The sequence below is a fragment of the Rhodanobacter sp. T12-5 genome, assembly GCF_008329435.1.
Lineage (GTDB): Bacteria > Pseudomonadota > Gammaproteobacteria > Xanthomonadales > Rhodanobacteraceae > Rhodanobacter.
The window spans coordinates 214003-235603 of record NZ_NPKN01000003.1 but is presented as its reverse complement, the minus strand read 5'-3'; the positions used below and the strand labels follow the sequence as shown (position 1 = coordinate 235603).

The 21601-nt window shown below is 65.5% G+C and carries 18 protein-coding genes; 14 read left to right on the top strand and 4 right to left on the bottom strand.

Features of this window, described 5'->3' with window-relative positions; genetic code table 11:
- Positions 1-95: 95 nt before the first annotated feature.
- From CIW53_RS09175 to CIW53_RS09140, 7 genes are all read left to right on the top strand, one after another.
- On the top strand, positions 96-890 hold the full coding sequence (locus CIW53_RS09175) for an enoyl-CoA hydratase/isomerase family protein (protein ID WP_149364414.1): 795 nt from the start codon (positions 96-98) through the stop codon (positions 888-890).
- 134 nt (positions 891-1024) lie between these two features.
- The gene (locus tag CIW53_RS09170) at positions 1025-3013 is read left to right on the top strand and encodes an acetyl/propionyl/methylcrotonyl-CoA carboxylase subunit alpha (protein ID WP_149364413.1); all 1989 of its coding nucleotides are present in this window, start codon (positions 1025-1027) and stop codon (positions 3011-3013) included.
- A 130-nt stretch (positions 3014-3143) separates the two neighbouring features.
- Entirely contained in the window at positions 3144-4046 is a 903-nt protein-coding gene (locus tag CIW53_RS09165; protein WP_149364412.1) for a hydroxymethylglutaryl-CoA lyase, read from the top strand.
- 41 nt (positions 4047-4087) lie between these two features.
- Positions 4088-5407, top strand: a complete 1320-nt coding sequence (locus CIW53_RS09160; RefSeq protein WP_149364411.1) for an amidohydrolase family protein — start codon at positions 4088-4090, stop codon at positions 5405-5407.
- Complete coding sequence (locus CIW53_RS09155; RefSeq protein ID WP_149364410.1) at positions 5404-5892, top strand: GNAT family N-acetyltransferase; 489 nt, start codon at positions 5404-5406, stop codon at positions 5890-5892. Before CIW53_RS09160 ends, CIW53_RS09155 begins: the two co-directional genes overlap by 4 nt.
- Before the next feature lie 9 nt (positions 5893-5901).
- Positions 5902-6504 carry a YdeI/OmpD-associated family protein gene (locus CIW53_RS09150; RefSeq protein ID WP_149364409.1) on the top strand — a complete coding sequence of 201 codons (603 nt, stop codon included), beginning with the start codon at positions 5902-5904 and terminating at the stop codon, positions 6502-6504.
- 121 nt (positions 6505-6625) lie between these two features.
- The gene (locus CIW53_RS09140; RefSeq protein ID WP_149364408.1) at positions 6626-7189 is read left to right on the top strand and encodes a GNAT family N-acetyltransferase; all 564 of its coding nucleotides are present in this window, start codon (positions 6626-6628) and stop codon (positions 7187-7189) included.
- A gap of 63 nt (positions 7190-7252) precedes the next feature.
- Here CIW53_RS09140 and CIW53_RS09135 read toward each other — a convergent pair whose 3' ends face one another.
- Positions 7253-7708, bottom strand: a complete 456-nt coding sequence (locus tag CIW53_RS09135) for an RcnB family protein (protein WP_149364407.1) — start codon at positions 7706-7708, stop codon at positions 7253-7255.
- A 185-nt stretch (positions 7709-7893) separates the two neighbouring features.
- Between CIW53_RS09135 and CIW53_RS09130 the strand changes: the two genes are divergently transcribed.
- The 7 genes from CIW53_RS09130 (at position 7894) to kynU (ending at position 14870) form a co-directional block, all read left to right on the top strand.
- The gene (locus CIW53_RS09130; protein ID WP_149364406.1) at positions 7894-8661 is read left to right on the top strand and encodes an SDR family NAD(P)-dependent oxidoreductase; all 768 of its coding nucleotides are present in this window, start codon (positions 7894-7896) and stop codon (positions 8659-8661) included.
- A gap of 113 nt (positions 8662-8774) precedes the next feature.
- Positions 8775-9338 (top strand): elongation factor P-like protein YeiP, encoded by a 564-nt coding sequence (gene yeiP, locus CIW53_RS09125; protein ID WP_149364405.1) that lies wholly within the window; start codon positions 8775-8777, stop codon positions 9336-9338.
- Positions 9335-9715 carry a hypothetical protein gene (locus tag CIW53_RS09120; protein WP_149364404.1) on the top strand — a complete coding sequence of 127 codons (381 nt, stop codon included), beginning with the start codon at positions 9335-9337 and terminating at the stop codon, positions 9713-9715. The genes yeiP and CIW53_RS09120 overlap by 4 nt, the downstream gene beginning before the upstream one ends.
- A 91-nt stretch (positions 9716-9806) precedes the next feature.
- Complete coding sequence (locus CIW53_RS09115; RefSeq protein WP_149364403.1) at positions 9807-11897, top strand: FUSC family protein; 2091 nt, start codon at positions 9807-9809, stop codon at positions 11895-11897.
- Positions 11898-11935: 38 nt separating this feature from the next.
- Complete coding sequence (locus CIW53_RS09110; protein WP_149364402.1) at positions 11936-12970, top strand: amidohydrolase family protein; 1035 nt, start codon at positions 11936-11938, stop codon at positions 12968-12970.
- Positions 12967-13485: a hypothetical protein gene (locus CIW53_RS09105; protein WP_149364401.1), complete on the top strand. Its 519-nt coding sequence runs from the start codon at positions 12967-12969 to the stop codon at positions 13483-13485. Before CIW53_RS09110 ends, CIW53_RS09105 begins: the two co-directional genes overlap by 4 nt.
- 110 nt (positions 13486-13595) lie before the next feature.
- Positions 13596-14870 (top strand): kynureninase, encoded by a 1275-nt coding sequence (gene kynU, locus CIW53_RS09100; RefSeq protein ID WP_149364400.1) that lies wholly within the window; start codon positions 13596-13598, stop codon positions 14868-14870.
- A gap of 154 nt (positions 14871-15024) precedes the next feature.
- On the opposite strand, the gene CIW53_RS09095 is transcribed toward kynU, so the two are convergent.
- The 3 genes from CIW53_RS09095 to CIW53_RS09085 are packed head-to-tail and all read right to left on the bottom strand — an operon-like array spanning position 15025 to position 21475.
- A complete protein-coding gene (locus tag CIW53_RS09095) occupies positions 15025-17244 on the bottom strand; it encodes a DEAD/DEAH box helicase (protein ID WP_149364399.1) in 2220 nt (739 codons plus the stop codon).
- Positions 17244-18542 (bottom strand): ATP-binding protein, encoded by a 1299-nt coding sequence (locus CIW53_RS09090; RefSeq protein WP_149364398.1) that lies wholly within the window; start codon positions 18540-18542, stop codon positions 17244-17246. Before CIW53_RS09090 ends, CIW53_RS09095 begins: the two co-directional genes overlap by 1 nt.
- Positions 18539-21475: a TerB N-terminal domain-containing protein gene (locus tag CIW53_RS09085; RefSeq protein ID WP_242451835.1), complete on the bottom strand. Its 2937-nt coding sequence runs from the start codon at positions 21473-21475 to the stop codon at positions 18539-18541. The genes CIW53_RS09090 and CIW53_RS09085 overlap by 4 nt, the downstream gene beginning before the upstream one ends.
- Between the last annotated feature and the right edge of the window lie 126 nt (positions 21476-21601).

Here is a 21601-nt window from a genome sequence, read left to right as displayed (position 1 = left end):
GTTCGCATTGTAGCCCTTTGCCCGCGCCACTGCATCCACACCCGTCGGTGCGTGCCGCTGCGTTTATCATCGCGTTATTTACGCAGGGACGATCCATGACCGATTCCATCACCAGTGAACGTCGCGGCACCGTCGCCTGGATCACGCTGAACCGCCCGCAGATCCACAACGCCTTCGACGACGCCCTGATCGCCGCGCTCACCGACGCGCTGGCCCAGGCCGACGCTGATCCGGCCGTGCGCGCCGTGGTACTGAGCGGCAACGGCAGTTGCTTCTCCGCCGGCGCCGATCTCAACTGGATGCGCGGCATGGCCGGCGCCAGCGAACAGGAAAACCGCGAGGACTCGCTGCGCCTGGCGCGGCTGATGCGCAACCTGCAGTTCCTGTCCAAGCCCACCATTGCACGCGTCAACGGTGCGGCCTACGGCGGTGGCGTGGGCCTGGTCGCCTGTTGCGACATCGCCATCGGCGTGGACACCGCCAAGTTCGCCCTGTCCGAGGTGAAACTTGGCCTGGTTCCGGCGGTGATCTCGCCCTACGTGGTCGCCGCGATCGGCCTACGTGAAGCGCGCCGGCTGTTCGTTACCGGCGAGGTGTTCGACGCCGCCACGGCGGCGCGGATCGGCCTGCTGCATGCGGTGGTGACCGGCACCGAACTGGACGAGGCGATCGAACGCCAGTTGTACCTGCTGGCCAAGGCTGGCCCTCACGCCCAACGCGAAGCCAAGCAACTGGCCTTGCGCATCGGCGGCACGGATCCGGAACAGGCCGAACGCATCGACAGCGCCAACGCCGAACTGATCGCCCGCCTGCGCGTCTCGCCTGAAGGCCAGCACGGCCTGAGTGCGTTTCTCGACAAGCGCGCCCCGTCCTGGGTAACGCAATCGTAGGAGCGCACCCGGTGCGCGACGCTTTTCGTCATATGACGAACAGCCCCCACGCACAGGGTGCGCTCCAACACATCCGCCGCGATCTGCTAGTTTTAGACGATTTGCATCGACACGAACGGCTTCAAGGATTCTGCATGTTCGAACGCGTACTGATAGCCAACCGTGGCGAGATCGCCTGCCGCGTGATCCGCACCTGCCGCCGCCTCGGCATCCACACCATCGCGGTGTATTCGCAAGCCGATCGCGATGCCCAGCACGTGCGGCTGGCCGACGAGGCGTGGCCGATCGGCGGACCGTTGCCAGCCGAATCCTATCTGCGCATCGAGGCCATCCTCGATGCCGCAAAAAAAAGCAGCGCCCAGGCCATCCATCCCGGTTACGGTTTCCTGTCCGAAAACACTGCCTTCTCGCGGGCCTGCCAGGAGGCCGGCATCGTGTTCATCGGCCCCGATCCCGAGAGCATCGAGGCGATGGGCTCGAAAGCCGCCGCCAAGCAGCTGATGGCGAAACATGCGGTGCCGCTGGTGCCCGGCTACGACGGCGACAACCAGGACAACGCCTTCCTCGCCGGCGAGGCGCACAAGGTCGGCTACCCGCTCATCATCAAGCCCTCGGCCGGCGGCGGCGGCAAAGGCATGCAGATCGTGCGCTCGGACGCCGAGTTTCCGGAAGCTCTGGAAACCGCCCAGCGCGTGGCCAAGGCAGCCTTCGGCGACGCCTCGATGCTGCTGGAGCGCTACATCGAGCAACCGCGCCATATCGAGTTCCAGATCTTCGGCGATCGCCACGGCAACATCATCCATATCGGCGAACGCGAATGCTCGGCGCAGCGCCGTTACCAGAAAGTGCTGGAGGAAACTCCCTCGCCCTTCCTCACCCCCGACAAGCGCGCCGCGATGGGCGAAGCCGCCGTGGCCGCGGCCCGCGCGGTGAATTACGTCGGCGCGGGCACGGTGGAGTTCATCGTGGGGCCGGCCGGCGATTTCCACTTCATGGAGATGAACACGCGTCTGCAGGTGGAGCACCCCGTCACCGAACTCACCCACGGCGTGGACCTGGTGGAATGGCAGTTGCGCGTGGCCCACGGCGAACCGCTGCCGCTCGCCCAGCAACAGGTGGTGTCACGCGGCCACGCCATCGAAGTGCGCCTGTACGCCGAAGACCCGGACCAGAACTTCCTGCCCGGCTCCGGCAAATTGCAGACGCTCCACCTGCCCGCGCCATCGGCCCATGTGCGCCTCGACGGCGGCGTGATCGAGGGCGACACGGTGACGATCTTCTACGACCCGATGATCGCCAAGCTGATCGTGTGGGACGAGGATCGCCCGAAGGCGCTGCAGCGGATGCGCGAAGCATTGGCCGCCAGCGAGATCGTCGGCCCGAAATCGAACATCGGTTTCCTCGAACGGCTGGTGCGCCATCCGTCCGTGGTCGAGGGCCGCATCGACACCGGTTATCTGGATCGCCACCTCGAAGAGTTCCTGGTCGGCGACGTCGCGCCTTCCGACGATGCGCTGTTCGCCGCCGCGACCGCCGTACTGCTGCACGACGAGTCGCACGTGGCCAGCGCCACCACCGATCCGTACTCGCCCTGGGCCAGCGCCGACGCCTGGCGCATCGGCCACGCCGGCAAGCGCATCGTGGCGTTGACCTGGCGCGAACAACGCTTCGAAGTCGAGGCGCGCGGTCATGCCGGCGACTATCAGCTGCATCACGGCGACTCCGATCGCGAAGTACGCGGCGCACGCCTGCTCGACGACAACCTCAGCGCCCGCTTCGATGGCGAATCGCGCCGCGTGCCGCTGCGCAGCGATGCCGCCCATGTGCTGCTGCATGATGCCGCCGGCCAGCGCTACAGCTTCAGCCGCACCGCCGCATTCGCGTGGGAATCGAAAGACGCCGCCGGCGGCAACCAGGTGATCGCGCCGATGCCCGGCCGCATTGTGCTGGTCAAGGCCAAGGCCGGCGACGTGGTGGAACACGGCCAGGAACTGCTGGTGATGGAGGCGATGAAGATGGAACTGGCCTTGAAGGCGCCACGTGCCGGCACCATCGAAAGCGTGAACGCCACGCAAGGCGAATTCGTCGAGGCCGACGCCGTGCTGGTGCGATTCGGCGATTGAGCCGCGCACGCATGGATCGTGCGCGCAGGAGCCCGCTCGCGGGCGATGTTGTTGAATGGGTTTTTCTGCTGCATCAGAGCAAGAGCATCGCCCGCGAGCGGGCTCCTACATGTCTTTACAGGAGCATCCGATGAACGCTTCCAACCACGTCCGCATCGTCGAAGTCGGCGCCCGCGACGGCCTGCAGAACGAGAAGACCCTGCTGCCGGCCGAGGTGAAGATCGCGCTGATCGACCGGCTGTCTTCGACCGGCCTCAGGACGATCGAGGCGACCAGCTTCGTGAGCCCGAAATGGGTGCCGCAACTGGCCGACGCGGCCGAGGTGTTCCGCGGCATCCGCAAGGTACCGGGCGTGAGCTACCCGGTGCTGGTGCCGAACCTGCAGGGCTACCAGCGCGCGCGCGAGGTCGGTGCCACGGACATCGCCGTGTTCACCGCCGCGTCGGAAGCGTTCAACCGCAAGAACATCAACGCCTCGATCGACGAGTCGATCGAGCGCTTCGTCCCGGTGATGGAACAGGCCCGGGCCGACGGCGTGCGGGTGCGCGGCTATGTCTCCACCGTGCTCGGCTGCCCGTACCAGGGCGAGGTGCCGGTCAGCGATGTGGTACGTGTGGCACGCCGGATGCACGAGCTGGGCTGCCACGAGATCTCGCTGGGCGACACCATCGGCGTCGGCACGCCGGCGAAGGCGCGCGCGATGCTGCACGCGGTGGCGCAGGAAGTGCCGATGGACGCGCTGGCCGTGCACTTCCACGATACCTACGGCCAGGCGCTGGCGAACATCCTGACCTGCCTGGAGGAAGGCGTGCGCGTGGTCGACAGCGCCGTCTCGGGCACCGGTGGCTGTCCCTACGCGAAGGGCGCGACCGGCAACGTGGCCAGCGAGGACGTGGTCTACATGCTGCACGGCATGGGCATCGAGACCGGCATTGACCTCGACCTGCTGATCGCCACCGGCGCCTGGCTGGCCGCGCAACTGCACAAGGAAACCGCCAGCCGGGTCACCCGCGCGCGTACCGCCGCAGGCTGAAAGCTCGCTATCATCGGCGCCTCGGCTGACCGGACGAAGCGATGCGCGCAAGCCTGACGACCTGGTGGCAAACGGCAGCGGTCCTGCTGCTCCTGCTGTGCTCCCTGCCCGTGAGCGCGACCGCGCCCAAGGGCGACTGGCTGTTGCTGCCCGAGCGCGTGTGGACCGGCGACGGCGATGCCGCGCACAGCGGCTGGGCGGTGCTGGTGCACGACGGTGCGATCGCCGCGGTGGGCCCGGCCGCGTCGATCCAGGCACCGGCCGGCGCGCATCGCGTCGAACTGCCCGGCGCCACGCTCACCCCCGGCCTGATCGACCTGCACTCGCACCTGTTCCTGCATCCGTACAACGAAACGCCGTGGAACGACCAGGTGCTGACCGAGCCGCAGGATTACCGCACGCTGGAAGCCGCCGCCCATGCGAAGTCCACCCTGATGGCGGGCTTCACCGCCCTGCGCGACCTCGGCACCGAGGGCGCGGGCTTTGCCGACGTGTCGATCCAGCGGGCGATCAACGAAGGGCTGATCCCGGGGCCGCGGATGTTCGTCGCCACGCGCGCCATCGTCGCCACCGCCAGCTATGGGCCGGGGCCGCGCGGCTTTCGTCCGGACCTCGACCTGCCGCAAGGCGCGCAGCCGGTCAGCGGCGTGGATGCGGCCATTGCCGCCGTGCGCGAACAAGCCGCCCGCGGCGCCGACTGGATCAAGCTGTACGCGGACTATCGGGTGGGCCCGGGCGGTGAAACCGCGCCCACCCTCAACCCGGCGGAACTGAAGGCGATCGTCGATACGGCGCACCAGATCGGCCGCCCGGTCGCGGCGCACGCGGCCAGCGATGCCGGCGTGCGGATGGCGGTCGAGGCCGGCGTGGACACCATCGAACACGGCTACGGTGCCAGCGAGGCGACCTTCCGCCTGCTCAGGCAGAAGGGTGTGGCCTATGAACCCACGCTCACCGCGGTCGACGCCACCTCGGAGTATTTCCAGCACTACGTGCCGGGCAAGTCCGAACCCACGCCTGCCATGAAGGAAGCCGAACGCGCGTTCCGCACCGCGCTGAAAGTCGGCGTCACCATCGGCAACGGCAGCGACGTGGGCGTGTTCGCGCACGGCACCAACTGGCGCGAGCCCGCGGCGATGGTACGCGACGGCATGACGCCAGCGCAGGCGCTGCACGCGGCCACCGACGTAGCGGCGAAGATCCTGCGCCAGTCGCAACACTTCGGCCGCATCGCGCCTGGCCTGGCGGCCGACCTCGCCGCGTTCAGCGGCGATCCCAGCACGCGGATCGACGCCTTGGAGAAACCGGTCTTCGTGATGAAGGATGGCGTTCCCCACCGCAGCCCCGACATGACCCCATGACCGACACCTTCCTGATCCGCCCGATCGAACCATCCGACAACGTGGCCATGGCCGCGATCATCCGCAGCGTGATGCCCGAGTTCGGCGCCGACGGCCCCGGCTTCGCGATCCACGACACCGAGGTCGACACGATGTACCAGGCCTACGCGCAACCGCGTTGCAGCTATTTCGTGGTCGAGCGCGACGGCGTGGTGATCGGTGGCGGCGGCGTGGCGCCGCTGGAAGGTGGCGAGCGGGACGTTTGCGAGCTGCGCAAGATGTACTTCCTGCCCACGGCGCGCGGCATCGGCGCGGGCACGGCGATGATGCAGCGCTGCCTCGACGCGGCGCGCGCGCACGGCTTCAAGCGCTGCTACCTGGAAACGCTGACCGGCATGGATGCGGCGCAGGCGCTGTACAAGCGCAGCGGTTTCACCGCCCTGTGCAGCGCGATGGGCGGCACCGGTCACCACGGCTGCGACCGCTACTTCATCCGCGAGCTGTGAGGTGAGGTGATGGCGAACCACGATCCCCGCATCGACGCCTACATCGCGAAATCCGCCGGGTTCGCCCGCCCGATCCTGGAACACCTGCGCGCGCTGGTGCACGAGGCTTGCCCCGAGGTAGAGGAAAGCCTGAAGTGGAGCATGCCGTTCTTCAGCTACAAGGGCGCGCCGATGTGCATGATGGCCGCGTTCAAGCAGCACTGCGGCTTCGGCTTCTGGTTGTCGAAGGAAGTCACCGGCGGCAGCGACGAGGACGGCATGGGGCAGTTCGGCAAGCTCGCCTCGCTAAAGGACCTGCCCTCGGACCGGCAACTCGCCGCCCACCTGAAAAAGGCAATGGCGTTGAACGAGGCCGGCGTGAAGAAGGCGCGCCCGAAGGCCGCCGCGAAACCCGCACCGGCACTGCCGGACGATCTGGCCGCCCTGCTCGCGCAGAAGAAACACGCCGCCGCGCGCACGACCTGGGCAGGCTTCGGACCCGGCGCGCAACGCGAATACGTCGACTGGATCGCCGAGGCGAAGACCGAAGCCACCCGCCAGAAGCGCCTCGCCACCACCCTGGAGTGGGTGGCCGAAGGCAAGCGGCGCAACTGGAAGTACGAGAAATGCTGAAACGCACCTCACTGTGGGAGCGGCTTCAGCCGCGATGCCTTCTGCCCTTCACTGATCTATCAAAAAGCATCGCGGCTGAAGCCGCTCCCACACATCATGTCGCGGCGGAGCGTACAACCCGATGATCCGCACCGCCCGCGACGAAGACGCCGCCGCCATCCATGCGATCTACGCCCCTTCGGTCAGCGCCGGCGTGGCCACCTTCGAGACCGAGCTGCCCGGCGCGGAGGCCATGCGCGAACGCCTCCGAGCACGCCTGCAACACTACCCATGGCTGGTGTGGGAGGACGCCGGCGAAGTGCTGGCGTACGCCTACGCCGGGCGCTTCCGCGAGCGCGCCGCCTACGACTGGATCGCCGAGACGTCGATCTACGTGCACGCCGACGCCCATCGCCGCGGTATCGCGCGCCGGCTTTACGGCGTGCTGCTGGACGTGATGCGGCTTCAGGGCATCACCCAGGCGGTCGGCGTGATCACCCTGCCCGGCACGGCCAGCGTGGCGATGCACGAGGCGATGGGCTTCACGCCCGCCGGCGTGTGGCGCCAGTGCGGCTACAAGCTGGGCCAATGGTGGGACGTGGGTGTCTGGCAGAAGGAATTGCAACCAGCCGCGACGCCTCCATCGGCGGTGAAGCCGTTTCCGGCGCTCGCCGATACCGCGGCGCTGCGCAATCTTCTCGGCTGAACCGCGTGCGCATGAAAACGGCGCGCCCGCGGTGCGGACGCGCCGTCAAGTCGACGAGACGACTTACTGGTTGAGCAGCAGGTCGACGATCACGCCGGTGGTGATCGCCACCAGCAGGAAATCGCCGTTGTCGCTGCGCACCCAGTGATAGCCGCGTGGCGGTTCGCGCAGGCGGTCGCGACGCCAGTCGGTCACCACGTAACGGGTGCGGTATTCCTCCGGCAGGTAACCACCGCGGTGGTACCAACCCTCATGGCGGCCGCGATCGTGCCAGCTGTTGTAACGGCCATGGTCTCGATCATCATCGTCTCGCACATACCGGTCGCGGTCGTGCCCATAATCGCGATCGTGTCCATGACCGCGATCGTGCCCGCGATCGCCATCGTCGTGCCCATGTCGGCCATTGTCGTGGTCGTGGTCGCGGCCGTGGCCACGGCCGTGATCCTGTGCCAGCGCGGAGCCGCTTGCCAACATCAACGCTACACCACACGCGGCGGACAGACTCAATAGCTTGTTCATGCGTTGCTCCCTTTGCACTGGATGGAAGGTCACCGGATGAATCCGGCGGTCGACCCCAACATGGCTGGAATTACCCCAATGCCAGATGAATCCGCTGCCATGACAGGTTTTCACGTTCAGCCTGCAGCCGTATGCGGCGGTCAGCTACCATGGCGGTTTTTCGACATCGGCATCAAGGATTCCCAATGCACCTCGACCAAGTCAAGGCAATCATCACCGGCGGCGCGTCCGGACTCGGCCACGCGGTGGCGCAGCACTTCGTCGCCCACGGCGGCCAGGTCGCGCTGTTCGACGTCAACGAAGACAAGGGCCACGCCGCCGCGAAGGAACTGGGCAATACCGCGCGTTTCTTCCGCACCGACGTCACTTCCGAGGAAGGCGTTGCCACCAACGTGGCCGCCGCGCATCACGCGATGGGCGGTCTGAACGTGGTGATCAACTGCGCCGGCATCCTCGGCGCCGGCCGCGTGCTGGGCAAGGAAGGCCCGATGCCGCTGGCCACCTTCTCCGGCACCGTAATGGTCAACCTGGTCGGCAGCTTCAACGTGGCCAAGGCCGGCGCGGCATTGATGCAGAACAATGAAGCCGGCGAGGACGGCGAGCGCGGCGTGATCATCAACACCGCTTCCGTCGCCGCTTACGAAGGCCAGATCGGCCAGGCCGCCTACTCGGCATCCAAGGGTGGCGTGGTCGGCATGACCTTGCCGATGGCGCGCGAGCTGGCCCGCTTCGGCATCCGCGTGGCGACGATCGCGCCAGGCATCTTCTGGACCCCGATGGTCGACAGCATGCCCGAAGCCGTGCAGCAGTCGCTCAGCGCCTCGATTCCGTTCCCCTCGCGCCTGGGCCAGCCCGGCGAATACGCCAGCACGGTCGCCTTCATCCTGGGCAACCGCTATATCAACGGCGAGACGATCCGGCTGGACGGTGCGGTGCGGTTGCAGCCCAAGTAAGCGAGGAGTGAGTGGAGAGGAGTGAGGAGTGAGAGAAAGCTCGCCTCATGCCGCTTCACCACACGCCTTTGCTCTTCTCTCATTTCTCACTCCTCTGAACTCACTCCTGACTTATGAAAGCTTCCGACGTCAAGAAAGGCAACGTGGTCGAACACGACGGCACCGTCTACCAGGTGCGTGACATCGAGCGCAGCTCGCCCAGCGCGCGTGGCGGCAACGTCACCTTCCGCTTCACCCTGTATTCGATTCCCGGCGGGCGCAAGTTCGACCTCAGCCTGCGCGCCGACGATGAGTTGCGCGAGATGGACCTGGTCCGTCGCGCGGCGAATTTCTCGTACATGGACGATGGCGCGTTCGTGTTCATGGATGCCGAGGATTACACCCAGTACCCGCTCTCGCCCGAGCTGGTCGGCGACAACGCCGGCTACATCGTCGAGGGCATCGAGGGCTACTACGTGCAGCTGATCGACGATGCGCCGGTCGGCCTGCAGGTGCCGACCAGCGTGGTGCTGACGGTGGTCGATACCGCGCCGGAAATGAAGGGTTCCAGCGCCACCAAGCGCAACAAGCCGGCCAAGCTCAACACCGGCATCGAAGTGCAGGTGCCCGAGTACATCAGCAACGACGAAAAAGTGTGGGTGAACACGCTCACGGGCGAGTTCGCCGGTCGCGCGTGAGTCGTCCCGCGCACGAAGCTGCTCGCCGACTCGGGCGCTGGCCGAGGTATCTGCTCGGCCTGCCGCTGGCGGCACTTGCCACGCTGGCGGCGTTCGCACACACGCCTGCGCATCCTGGCGACGGCAACTGGCCCCGGCCCGTAGCGCAGTTCATCGAGCGCAGCGGGAACTGCCAGCACTTCGCCGGGGAGTTCGGCGGCGACGGTTCGCCGCGCGACGCCGAGGTCAATCGCGCGATGGACAAGTTGCGTTGCAATTCGCTGCCGGCAGACCTGCGGACGCTGCGCCAGCGCTATCGCGCTGATGCTCTTGTCACTGCTCGACTGGCCGCCTTCGACGACGAGGGCATGCCGAAAGACGACGGCGCCGGCGACTGAGCAGGTCGCCTGCGCATCGCGGCATCCACCGCGACGGTCTGCGCCGGCATAGGGCAGAATCAACGCTCTCCAGCGAGCCAACGACATCCCCATGCCATCCAGCGACTACTCGCTACGCGCGCACGCGATCGAGAGCCTGACCCAGGTCAAGCGGCCGGACGTGCCGTGGCGGGTGGTCATTCGCAATACCGCGGCGGTGGTGCTGCCGCTGGGTATCGGGCTGGCGATGGGCTATCCGGAGATCGGCCTCGGCGTGGCAGCCGGTGCGCTGGACACGATGTTCTCCGACCAGCCCGGCCCGTATCGCCAGCGCATGCGCCAGTTGCTGCTGGCCTCGCTGGCCGCGGGCATCGCGTCACTGGTGGGTTTCCTGATCGGTGGTGCGCTGCTGCCGATTCTGCTGGCCACTGCCGCCTGCGGCTTCTTCGGCGGGTTGCTGGTGGTGTTCGGCACCGATACCGCGCGGGTCGGCATGACCAGCATGATCCTGCTGGTGATCACCGCATCGACGCCAACCTCGTTCGAACATGCGGTGGGCGGTGCCGCGCTGATCTTTGCCGGCGGATTGCTGCTCACGACATTCTCGCTGGCGGCGTGGCCGTTGCAGCGCTACTGGCCGGAGCGCCTCGCGCTGACCAACGTGTATGCCGGACTGGCTGCACTGGCCCGGCAACAGGCGCACGACGATGCCGAAGTGCCCGCGCTGACCGAGGCGATGACCACCTTGCAGCGCAACCTGCTCGGACGCCACCGCGCCCATGGCCGCGCGATGGAGGCGTTCGGCGTGCTGCTGGAACTGGCCGAACGGATCCGGCTGGAGCTCACCGCGATGGCCGAGCTGCACGCCAACCCCGCCATCCACGCGATGTTCCGCGACGACGCCGCGCGCGTGCTGGCGGCGATCGCCGACGCGCTCGAACAAGGCGATTCGCCCGAACAAGCCGATCGCGCACTGCAGACCCTGCGCGCCAGCGAACGCGCCGTGCTAGACGGTGGCGGCAACGCCGATGGCCTGGCCGGGCATATCCATGCGCTCGCCGGCCAGCTGGCCGCCGCCGTGCGCAACGCCGACTGGGCCGGCAGTCGCGGCGAATTGCGCGCCAGCGCAGCGGAAACCCGGTTGCCCAAGTCGCTGCGCAGCAGTTCCGCCTGGGCCACCTTGCGCGCCAACCTCACGCCGCGCTCGGTGGCATTCCGCCATGCCGTGCGCATGGCGGTCTGCCTCAGTGCCGCGTTGTGGATCTCGCGCCTGCTGCATCTGCCGCACGGCTACTGGCTGCCGATGACGGCCGCGATCGTGCTGCGCCCGGACTTCGCTGCCACCTTCAACTTCGGCCTGTTGCGCGTGCTCGGCACCGTGCTGGGGCTGGTGCTGACCACGGTGCTGCTGCACATCACGCCGGACGAGCCATGGGCGCACCTGGCGTTGATGGCGGTGCTGTGCATGGCGTTCCGCTATCTGGCCAGTGCGCATTACGGCATCGCGGTGGCTGCGCTGACCGGCACGGTGGTGATCCTGCTGTCGTTCGAGGGGGTCAACCCCGGCCTGGCGGTGTCGGACCGGGTGCTCAACACCGCGCTCGGTTGCAGCATGGCCTTGCTCGCCTACGTGGCGTGGCCAACGTGGGAGCGCGGTCGCGCGCGCGCCGCGCTGGCGGTGATGCTGGATGCCTACGCGGACTACCTGCGCGCCCTGGCGCAGCCGGGACAAACCGTCGCCCATCGCGATACCCGCACCGCGGCGCGTACCGCCCGCACCAACGCGCAAGCCTCGATCGACCGCATGCGCACCGAGCCGGCCACGCCGCCGGAACTGCTGGCGCTGGCGCGCGCGCTGTTCGCCAACGGCAACCGGCTGGCACGCACCGCGATGACCCTCGAAGCCACCCTGGACGACATCGCCACCCTGCCCGCGCAGGACCAGATCAGCCGTTTCGTCCGGCATGCCGCGGATGCACTGCAGACCATTGCCGGCGACCTGCGCGCACAACGCACCGCGACTGCGTCGCCCGACCTGCGCGCCCGGCAACGCGAGTTGATCGGCCTGACGCGCGATGCCGAAAACCCCGCCACGGCGGAGCTGCTGGTGCGCATCTGCGACCGGCTGGTCGACAACATCGACACCCTGGCCTACGTAATGAACCGCAGCCACCCCGGCACTCCCGAGACCACCGATCCGTAGGGCGGGACGCAGCCACGCGAAGGTTTTACACTGCGCGGATGCTCAAGATCGATACCCACGCGCACATCCTGCCCCGCGACTGGCCGAACCTGGCGGCCAAGTACGGCGACGACCGCTTCCCGGTGATGACCCATACCGACGGGCGACACCGCATCTACAAGGACAGCAAGTTCTTCCGCGAGGTGTGGGACTCGGCCTTCGATCCCCAGACACGCATCGACGACTACGCCCGCTTCGGCGTCGACGTGCAGGTGATTTCCACCGTGCCGGTGCTGTTCTCGTACTGGGCGCCCGGCCATCAGGCGCTGGAACTGCATCGCCACCTGAACGATCACATGGCCGGCATGTGCCGCGATTATCCGCGGCATTACGCCGGCATCGGCACGGTGCCGCTGCAGGCACCGACGCTGGCGATCCGCGAACTGGAACGCTGCATCGACGAACTCGGCCTGCAGGGCGTGCAGATCGGCTCGCACTGCGGCGACTGGAACCTCGATGCACCGGAACTGTTCCCGTTCTTCGAGGCCGCCGCCGATCTCGGCGCGGCCGTGCTGGTGCACCCGTGGGACATGATGGGCATGGCCAGCATGCCGAAATACTGGATGCCGTGGCTGGTCGGCATGCCGGCCGAACAATCGCGCGCGGCCTGCTGCCTGGCGTTCGGCGGCGTGATGGAACGGCTGCCGAAACTGCGCGTGATGCTGGCGCACGGCGGCGGCAGTTTCCCGTTGACCATCGGCCGCATCGAGCACGGCTTCAAGATGCGCCCGGACCTCGTCGCCACCGACAACCCGCGCAACCCGCGCGAATATCTCAAGCGCTTCTACTTCGACTCCTGCGTGCACGACGACCAGGCGCTGCGCTATTTGCTGGATGTGACCGGCGTCGAACAGGTCATGCTGGGCACCGACTATCCTTTCCCGCTGGGGGAGCAGGAGCCCGGCAGCGGCATCGAGGCGCTGGGCCTGAACGACCTCGATCGTGCCCGGCTGTTTCACGGCACTGCACTGGAATGGCTGGGGCTGCCCCGCCATCGATTCTCCCCCGATCCCATTTCCGAGAAATCAGCATGAATTTCCTGCGCAGTACCACCATCGCGATCGTCTTCGCCAGCGCGCTGCTGGCGGGCAGCGTGCACGCCGCCGAGGTCAGCATGGCCGACGGCAGCGTCAAGTTCAGCACGCCGGACAGCTGGCTCGCCATCATGGAAACGCAAGGCGACCCCGAAGCACGCGTATTCCAGGTGCCCGACCCCTCCCCGACCGGCAAGGTCAGCCTCGCCCGCGTCACCGTGACGGTGAAGCAGGTGCCGGACATCAGCAGCTTCCACCAGTACATGGGCGACGCCACCGCCAAGGCGATGGCACTGCCCGGCTACAAGGCGGCCGAACTGCCGCCAGGCCCGAACAGCAGCATCTACACCGCGCGTGAAGACAACGCCGAGTTCAGCTACACCGAACACTACTGGTTCAAGAACGGCCATGCGATCCAGCTGCGCTGCGTGCGCCCCAGCCAGAGCCAGGCCGGCGCCGCGTGGAAAGCCCAGTTCGACAAGGGCTGCGACGCGGTCGCCGCGCAACTGAAGTAACACTCCCTCATCACCACCCGTGGGAGCGGCTTCAGCCGCGATGCTTTTGGTCGGCAAGAGCATCGCGGCTGAAGCCGCTCCCATACGAAAGCAAAGCCCAGGACACCAGCATGCCCGACTACCAGGCCACCGTCGAATGGGCCCATGCCCAGGACGCCGCCGATCCGCTGCGCGCGTTCCGCGACGACTTCCTGATCCCGCCGCACGAAGGACGCGACAGTGTGTACTTCTGCGGCAACTCGCTCGGCCTGCAGCCGCGCGCGGTGCGCGAAGCGGTCAGCGCCGAACTGGATTACTGGGGCGAGCTGGGCGTGGAGGGCCATTTCAAGGGCCGTCTGCCGTGGATGGATTACCACGAGTTCGTGCGCGACGATCTCGCTGCCGTTGTCGGCGCGCTGCCCACCGAAGTGGTGGCGATGAATACGCTGGGCGTGAACCTGCACCTGATGATGGTGAGTTTCTATCGTCCCACCACCGAGCGCCCGGCGATCCTGATCGAGGCCGGCGCGTTCCCCACCGATCGCTACGCGGTCGAATCGCAGATCCGCTTCCACGGCTTCGACCCGGCCACCGCGCTGATCGAGCTGGAAGCAGACGAACCCAACGGCATCGTCTCGCTCGCCGCGATCGAACGCGCACTGGCCGAACACGGCTCGCGCATCGCGCTGGTGATGCTGCCCGGCGTGCAATACCGCAATGGCCAGGCCTTCGACCTGAAGGCGATCACCGAGCTCGGCCACCAGCACGGCTGCACGGTAGGCTTCGACCTCGCCCACGCCGTCGGCAACCTGCCGCTGCAACTGCACGACAGCGGCGCCGACTTCGCGATCTGGTGCAGCTACAAATACCTCAACAGCGGTCCCGGTGCCGTCGGCGGCGCGTTCGTGCACGAGCGCCACGCGAAAAGCGCACTGCCGCGCTTTGCCGGCTGGTGGGGTCACGACAAGACCACCCGCTTCCAGATGGGCCCCGAGTTCGTGCCCACGCCGGGCGCCGACGGCTGGCAACTGTCCAACCCGCCGATCCTCGCGCTGGCGCCGCTGCGCGTGTCTCTCGAGATCTTCCGCCGCGCCGGCATGGATCGCCTGCGCGAAAAATCGCTGCAGCTCACCGGTTACCTGGAGTGGCTGGTGCAGACCCAGTTGGCCGATGTGCTGCAGGTGGTGACCCCCACCGAACCCGAGCGCCGGGGCGCCCAACTGTCGATCCGCGTGACCGGCGGCCGCGAGCGCGGCCGCGCCTTGTTCGAATACCTGATGGCAAACGGCGTCATCGGCGACTGGCGCGAACCGGACGTGATCCGCATCTCGCCCGCGCCGCTGTACAACCGGTTTGCGGATTGTCTGGCGTTTGCGGAGGCTGTGCGGGAGTGGAGTCGCGGCTGACGCACTCGACACGTTGATGCCTATGCCCACTTTTACCCAAAGCGGCGGGTCACTGAGCTGGTGAATGACGACAAATCGGGCTTGATATGGGGGCGATCTCGGCCGTGGTTCAGACTTTCCCTAGGGGTTGCAGGAACCTGGCAGGCAGGTGAGTTTAGGTGTCGCTACTGATTTGATATGACCGCGACCCAAACGTCACACGAAGCCATGCCACTGCTTCATCAATATCCAAGTTGGAGCTGGCATAGCTTTGCCGCAACAGGTGCGGTGAAAGCAATCCGTCCCATTTTTGGCGGACGAGATTGCTTGCTTTTGCGAGCAGTTCGTCCACAGGTGCGGCGGGCTCCCAACCGATGTCCCTCAGCAAGTCTTCGATCTCTTCGAGGCCACGGCCAGCGCGTTGGATCTCGACCCCCAGCCGGCCGGTGAATGCCTGCACGCCGCGCGACATCAGTAGGCAAGCGATGGCCTCGTTGCCTGCGTCACCCAGCCAGGTTAACAGGATCGCGTGGTTTCCCTGATCCAGCAGCAAACGATCGGCCAACGCCAGCGTGGCGAACGCCTTGCGGCCTTCACCCAGGAAGCGCTGTGCCGTAGGATCCATGAAGGGCAGCGCGTCTTGTGCAACGTAGATATCGCGCATGCGCTGTCGCACCCGGGTATGTACACGCCCACCGCCTCCATTGAACAGCGGGGGAGCGCCGCCCCTGGCGGGCGCGACATGGATCGTCTTGTGTTCTTCGTCGATGGCTTCAATGAGCCAAGTGCGCCCTCCGAACAGAATGCGTTGACCTGGCGTCATCATTTGCGAGATGGGTAGCGTTCCCAATGCCTTGCCACTGGAAACAATGCGGAACTCCTCGTCGCTGGAGAATGCTGCATAGAAGGAATAGTGATTGACGATCTTGTCGCCGATGCGGCCGTGGAGCAGCAGGCCTGAGTGATCCTGTGTCAGGATTTCCTCTTGTCCCAAGGTGCGCAGTAGTTCGGCAAAGGCGTCTTTGGACACTCGCTCGAACGGGCCAGGCGGGGCGCAAAGAAGGCGGAACGCCTGAGCCGCCTGGAGGCCGCCATATTGCGCGATGGAAGACAAGAGCTGCTGCACAAGCGTGGAGTAGTGCGCCCCGTGCACAGCAGGCGGTTCGAACCAGTTTTCCAGCAAAAGCGAGATGACGGCCGCGGTCTGCACCGTGTCCAGTCGAAGCCGCGTTTCCAGGCCAGCCTTCTCGCCCAAGGCGTCTTCGATGACATAGCCGCGCAGGATGGCGGGCTCGCCCTCGCGTCGGCCGGAACGCCCCAGTCGTTGTCGCAGGTTTGCAACGGACGGCGGCGTGCCGATTTGCACCACGCTTTTGACCGCGCCGATATCGATGCCAAGTTCCAGTGTGCTTGTGCAAACGGCAGTTGCCGCGCGCTCGCGCTGTTTCAGCGCAGCTTCGGTTTCGTAGCGGATTTCCTTCGACAGGTTACCGTGATGCGGCCAGAACTCCTTGGGGACTTGGGCCTGCTCACACAGCTCATTCAAAAGATGCGTGTAACGCTCAACCTCCCGACGACTGTTCGGGAAAACGAGGTTGTTGGAGCCGCGCAAGGTCTTGAACATGTGCTGGGCTATCGCCAGCGGCGCACGCTCTGTTTCCGGAGCGTCCTTGCCGCCCGTTCCGTCGGCGGCCACGGGTTCTTCAAACCCTTTGACCAAGATCAGCAACTGGCCACCAGTCGATGCCGCATCGACTATCGCTACCGAGCAGTCGGGCCGTAGGAATTGGGCCGCCAAGCCCATATCGCCCAGCGTGGCGGAAAGACCGATGCGAGGCACCGTGCGCCCCAGTGCGACTTCGATTCGGTGCATCAGCGCCTGCAGTTGCTTTCCGCGTTCGGTGCCGATGAACGCGTGAAGTTCATCGATGACGAAGAAAGTCATCTGCTTGAACAGGGCGGCAATGCTGGTGCCACGGTTGCACAACGTGGCTTCCAGGGACTCCGGTGTGATCAAAAGCACGCCAGTCGGCTTTTGCATGAACTTCTGCTTGGAAGTCGAGGTGATATCCCCGTGCCATGGCCAGACGGGCACCTCCAAGTTCTCGCAGAGGCGGTCCAGCCGCCCAAACTGGTCGTTGATCAGCGCTTTCAGCGGGCTGATGTAGACGATCAATCCCTCGTCTGGCTGGCTGAGCAGATGGGTCAAAGCCGGTAGGAAAGCGGCCTCAGTTTTCCCTGAGGCCGTGCTGGCGGCCACGATGACATCTTGGTTGCCTGGCAGGATCAGCGGAATGGCCTGTTCCTGCACGTCGCGCAGTGCACCCCACCCCTCGGCCCACAGGTAGCGCTGTATCCGAGGGTTTAGTTGTAGGAAGGCCTGGGACGCTGCCATCAGAGTTTGAAGGAAGCCAGCTCGTCTTCCGAATCAACGGCCACATCACTCTTGCCGCCTTCATCAGCTTCCACCCGGACCTCGCCGATGAGGTTCTTCCAGTCGGTGCCGGGGTTTTGTTCCAGGATGGCCAATAGATTGATGAAGGACGTGATCGTGGTGCGCGGCGTGCGGAAGAAGCTGTCGCCGATGCGATTGGCGCAGTGCTCCATGAAGCTCGCGATCGCCGGGTCTGGAAGCAGATACCGAGCGGCGTCCCCGACGGCGTATACATGGCGGATCTTCCCCAAAAGTAGGTAGAAGTCTTCCACCGTCAAGCTAGAAAGGCGCAGCACGGGTCCCGAGAAGTCGACAAGCTCATTGGTCGCGAAAGCGTTCTGGGCAAGCCTACTTTGGAGTGCTGAGTAGCTGTAAATCCCGCGGCGCGTATCCATAAGGAACTCCGGCGTGCCGCCCAGCACGAACCCGAGGCCCACAGCCGTGCCCTGCAAGGAGTCGTTGAGCATGCGCAGGATCTGCTCGTAGTTGGAGTTGCGCGCTTGCGAGTTGGCAAGCTTGTAGAGATTGACCATTTCATCCAGACACACGAACAGCCCCGCGTATCCGGCCAAGCGCACGAACCTGGCCATGAGTTTCAGCTGATCGTAGATCGAGGCGTCATCGACGATCGTGCGCACGCCCAGTGCCGCGCGTGCGTCGGTCCGAGTCGCGAACTCACCGCGCAACCAGCGGACGGCGTCTGATTTCAGCTGCTCGTTTCCTTCCTCGATGCCTCGGCAGTAGGCCGCAATGACATCGGCAAAGTCATAACCGTTGACGAGCTCGGTCAGCTGTTCCAGCTTCGACCGGATGACCTGCTCGGTGGACACGCTCTGCGCTTTGGCTTCGGACTTGGCCGTGGCGATGAACTTCTCGACCACGCCGGACAAGGCGCCGCCCTCTGGTTTGGTTCGCGTGGCCAAGTTGCGCATGAGCTCGGCATACAACGACCGTGCCTGCCCGCCGGACGCGTGCAGGCGTCGATCGGGATTGAGGTCGGCGTTGGCCACGACGAGCTTGCGCTCCATGGCTATGGCGCGGATCAGATTGAGAAAGAAGGTCTTGCCCGCACCATATTCGCCGATGACGAAGCGGAACGATGAGCCACCGTCGGCAACGCGGTCGATGTCCGCGACCAACGCTTCGATCTCCCTACCTCGGGCAACCTGGATCAAGTGTTGGCCCGCGCGTGGCACGACGCCGGCACGCAAGGATTGGATAACGGCGTCGCGATCCTTGGGGCGAATGGCAGCATTCATGCTTCGATCTTCTCAAGTAGTTTGGTGTTCACTGAAATCGGATTCTCGCCTTCGAACAGTGGCTCGTCGAATGCCTCGAAAGCCGCCTCGTTGACTTGTTCCATCGCGCCGTCGAGCATTAGGTCCAAGTCCGCGGCAGCGTCCTCCAGCTCGGCACGCGTCCACTCGGGTCGCGACAGCAGCAAGCGCAGCAGAGCGGAATGATCCTCGTCCAGGCCCAGCGGCGCATTGGCTTCGTTTTCGAGCTCCGGTTCCGGAGCGGGTGCCGCAGGCGCGGGCGTACTGTCGTCTTCCTCGGCGAAGATCTTCGATAGCAGCGCCGAGACTCGCACCGTGTCTTCTTGCAATGCCGCAATACGCTCGGCATCCAGGCGGAAACCCTGCTTTTCGCCTTGGACCGTGGACACAGGGGCGCCACCGGAACCAGCCGCGTGGATGTCGCTGAAGACCCGCTTGGGTTCTACACCGAGAGCCTTGTAGACCTTTTCCAGGAACTTCACTTCATCGGGCGAAACGACGCCGTCGGCTTGGGCCAGCGTCGCCATGAAGGCGGCGAGCGTCTCGCGCGCCGTGGTGGGCAATGGCTCCAACTTCTTTTTCAGGGCCGCCAGGTTCATTGGCGAGGTAGTCAACCACTGGAGATGCGCGTGCAGCCTGCGGCGCTCGGCGAGGGTAAGGTGCCCCCATCCTTCGATTTCCGCCCGCAGGTGTGCGATCTCCCGATCGTGGAAGACGCCATCGGCCTGGGCCACGGCCGAGGCCAACTGCAGCGTCAATGCGGCCGTTTGATACTCGGCACGCGAACCCACGCCCGAATCCATGAGCGGCTGAGCGAACAACACGACCGCGTCTTGTTCGCCCGGTGCCCTGGCGCCACCGAGGACATTCGGTTCCATCCCAATCTCGGCACCTTCAAGCGCCCGCGCCAGGCCCCGCACGCGATCACGATTGACCACTTGATTCGCGCCGCCCAATACGCCAAGGAGCTCCTTCAGCGGCAACGACGGTCGGCCTTCGCGCATCTGTGCGGTCAACGCTCGCAACTTTGCCTGGGTGGCAGCGGGCCAGAGGGTGGCGGGCAACAGCAGCAACCCTTCCAATGTTCCAACTGCGCCAGGGTCCTTTCCGACGAGGCGGCTATAAGAACCAAGTTCGTCTGTGCACTGGCTCGCTATATCCATCAGGTTCCTGATGGGTGCGGTCAAGGCCGTGACGTCAGGAACGTCCCCAAACGCCATCGTGATATTGACGCCGCGCAGCCCCGCCGAGGCGGCTTGGTAGGCGAATTTGAGCTTGGTGCGGTTTTTCGGAAGGACCAATCCAGGGCCGAGGGCTTCGTGATAACGCTCGATGAACAAACGTTCGAACTCGTTGGGGCAACGGGTCGCTGCGGTGCGCAAGTAGCATTCCGGATTCAAGCGGATCCAGGCCAGCGCGAGATGCGCGGGAAGCGGAGCGCGATCGACGGCGGCTTGGCCGAGGGCCAGTCGAAGATATGGCGGCAGCTCATAGGTTTTCTGAAAATCCGGGATGGGCTGCTTGTAGAGCTGACCGGACTTTCCGTCCAGCTCGATCCAACTCAGAAGTTCGCCGGCATAGCGATTGAACGATCCCGATTTCTCGCCATAGATCGCAAGCAGTCGCCGAAGTTCGACGACGATGGCTGGCCAGTCATTTCGCGCTGCGGGGTCGTCGCGCGAGTCCACGATGACGCGACGTTCGAGTCCGTAGAAGAACAGGAACACGTATCCGATATCGCAATCGGGATCCGAGCGACCTCCCGATAACCAGTTCAGGTAGGCACGACGTTCCTCTGGGGAAGCCTCGATGTAGCTGGGCCAATAGCCCATCTGACGTACGCGATAGTTGCCCACACGCGCTACGGTGCATTGGCCACTGATCAGGCATGGCTCGGTGCCACCAGTGAGCGCTTTTAGTCTCCCACCGACATAGAGCATTCCGCCCGGCAAGTTCACACCGGCGACTTCGATACTTTCGCCAGGGGGCACCCAGCGCCCCTCGCCAAAGCCGGCGGGTGTTGCAGGTAGAGCGTGAGTCAAAGGGGGCTTCGTGGTCACTGTTGCCGAGTACATGTCTTCGGGCTCAGACGAGCCTTGGAGCACACGCATGAAGTCCCCTGGGATGCGCTCGGAATTGGGCGCAAGCACGTCCGTAGTGCCGGAAGGAGACGGAGGGGCTGGCGGCGAACTGGGTGTGATTGTCCGTTCGCTCACCATGGGTGGTGTCGAGGGCTGCAAGGTGATGGGAGAGGCCGCAGGTTCAACTGGCGCGCTTATCTGCTCATTCGCTCGCGGCGGAATCACAGGAAGCCTGTCGCGCAAGGCTTGCGCATGCTCGCGGATCGCATCGATCGTGGCTTGGCGCATCGCGTTCCACTCAGCCGACTGATCGGGCAGCTCGGTCGTCTGCGAACCGGAAGGCGTGTCTGCTGGGGGAATACTGTTCTGTGGCGTGCGCGATGGAGGCGATGCCGGCGGAGCGGGATGAGCTGGTGCGTTTATCCGCTCATTCGTTAGCGGCAACGTCGGAGGAAGGCTGTCGCGCAAGGCTTGCGCATGCTCGCGGTTCACGTCGATCGTGGCTTGGCGAGTTGCCCTCCATTCGGATGACTGACCAGGATTCTTCACCAGCAGGTGTTCAGGGGCTGTGCGGGGTCGACCGGCAGGCGGGACCGCAGGCTGACGGGCAGATCGCTGAGGCTCGCTCTTGGCGATCAGCTCGGCCAGAGTCGGCTCATGCTGGTGGGCGTCACGCCCCCCTTTTTCGCTCGGATGCTTGATGGCCAAGTATGCGATCAGGGCACTCACGCCGATCACCCCGAGCCAGATCCGGACCTCCTTGGGCGCCATTGCGACTAGCACCAGTGCCCCGAAGGCCAGCCACACACCGACCCCGACCGAACGTTTCCCCATCAGAATTTACCCCAGTTGCCTCTAGGTTCCGCGCCTAGCCCCTACTGGAAGCATACGCCTGGGCGCGTCACCTTGGTTTACAGCCGTGAGTCTCAATGTCCGGTAATGGCACCGAAAGCGGACATT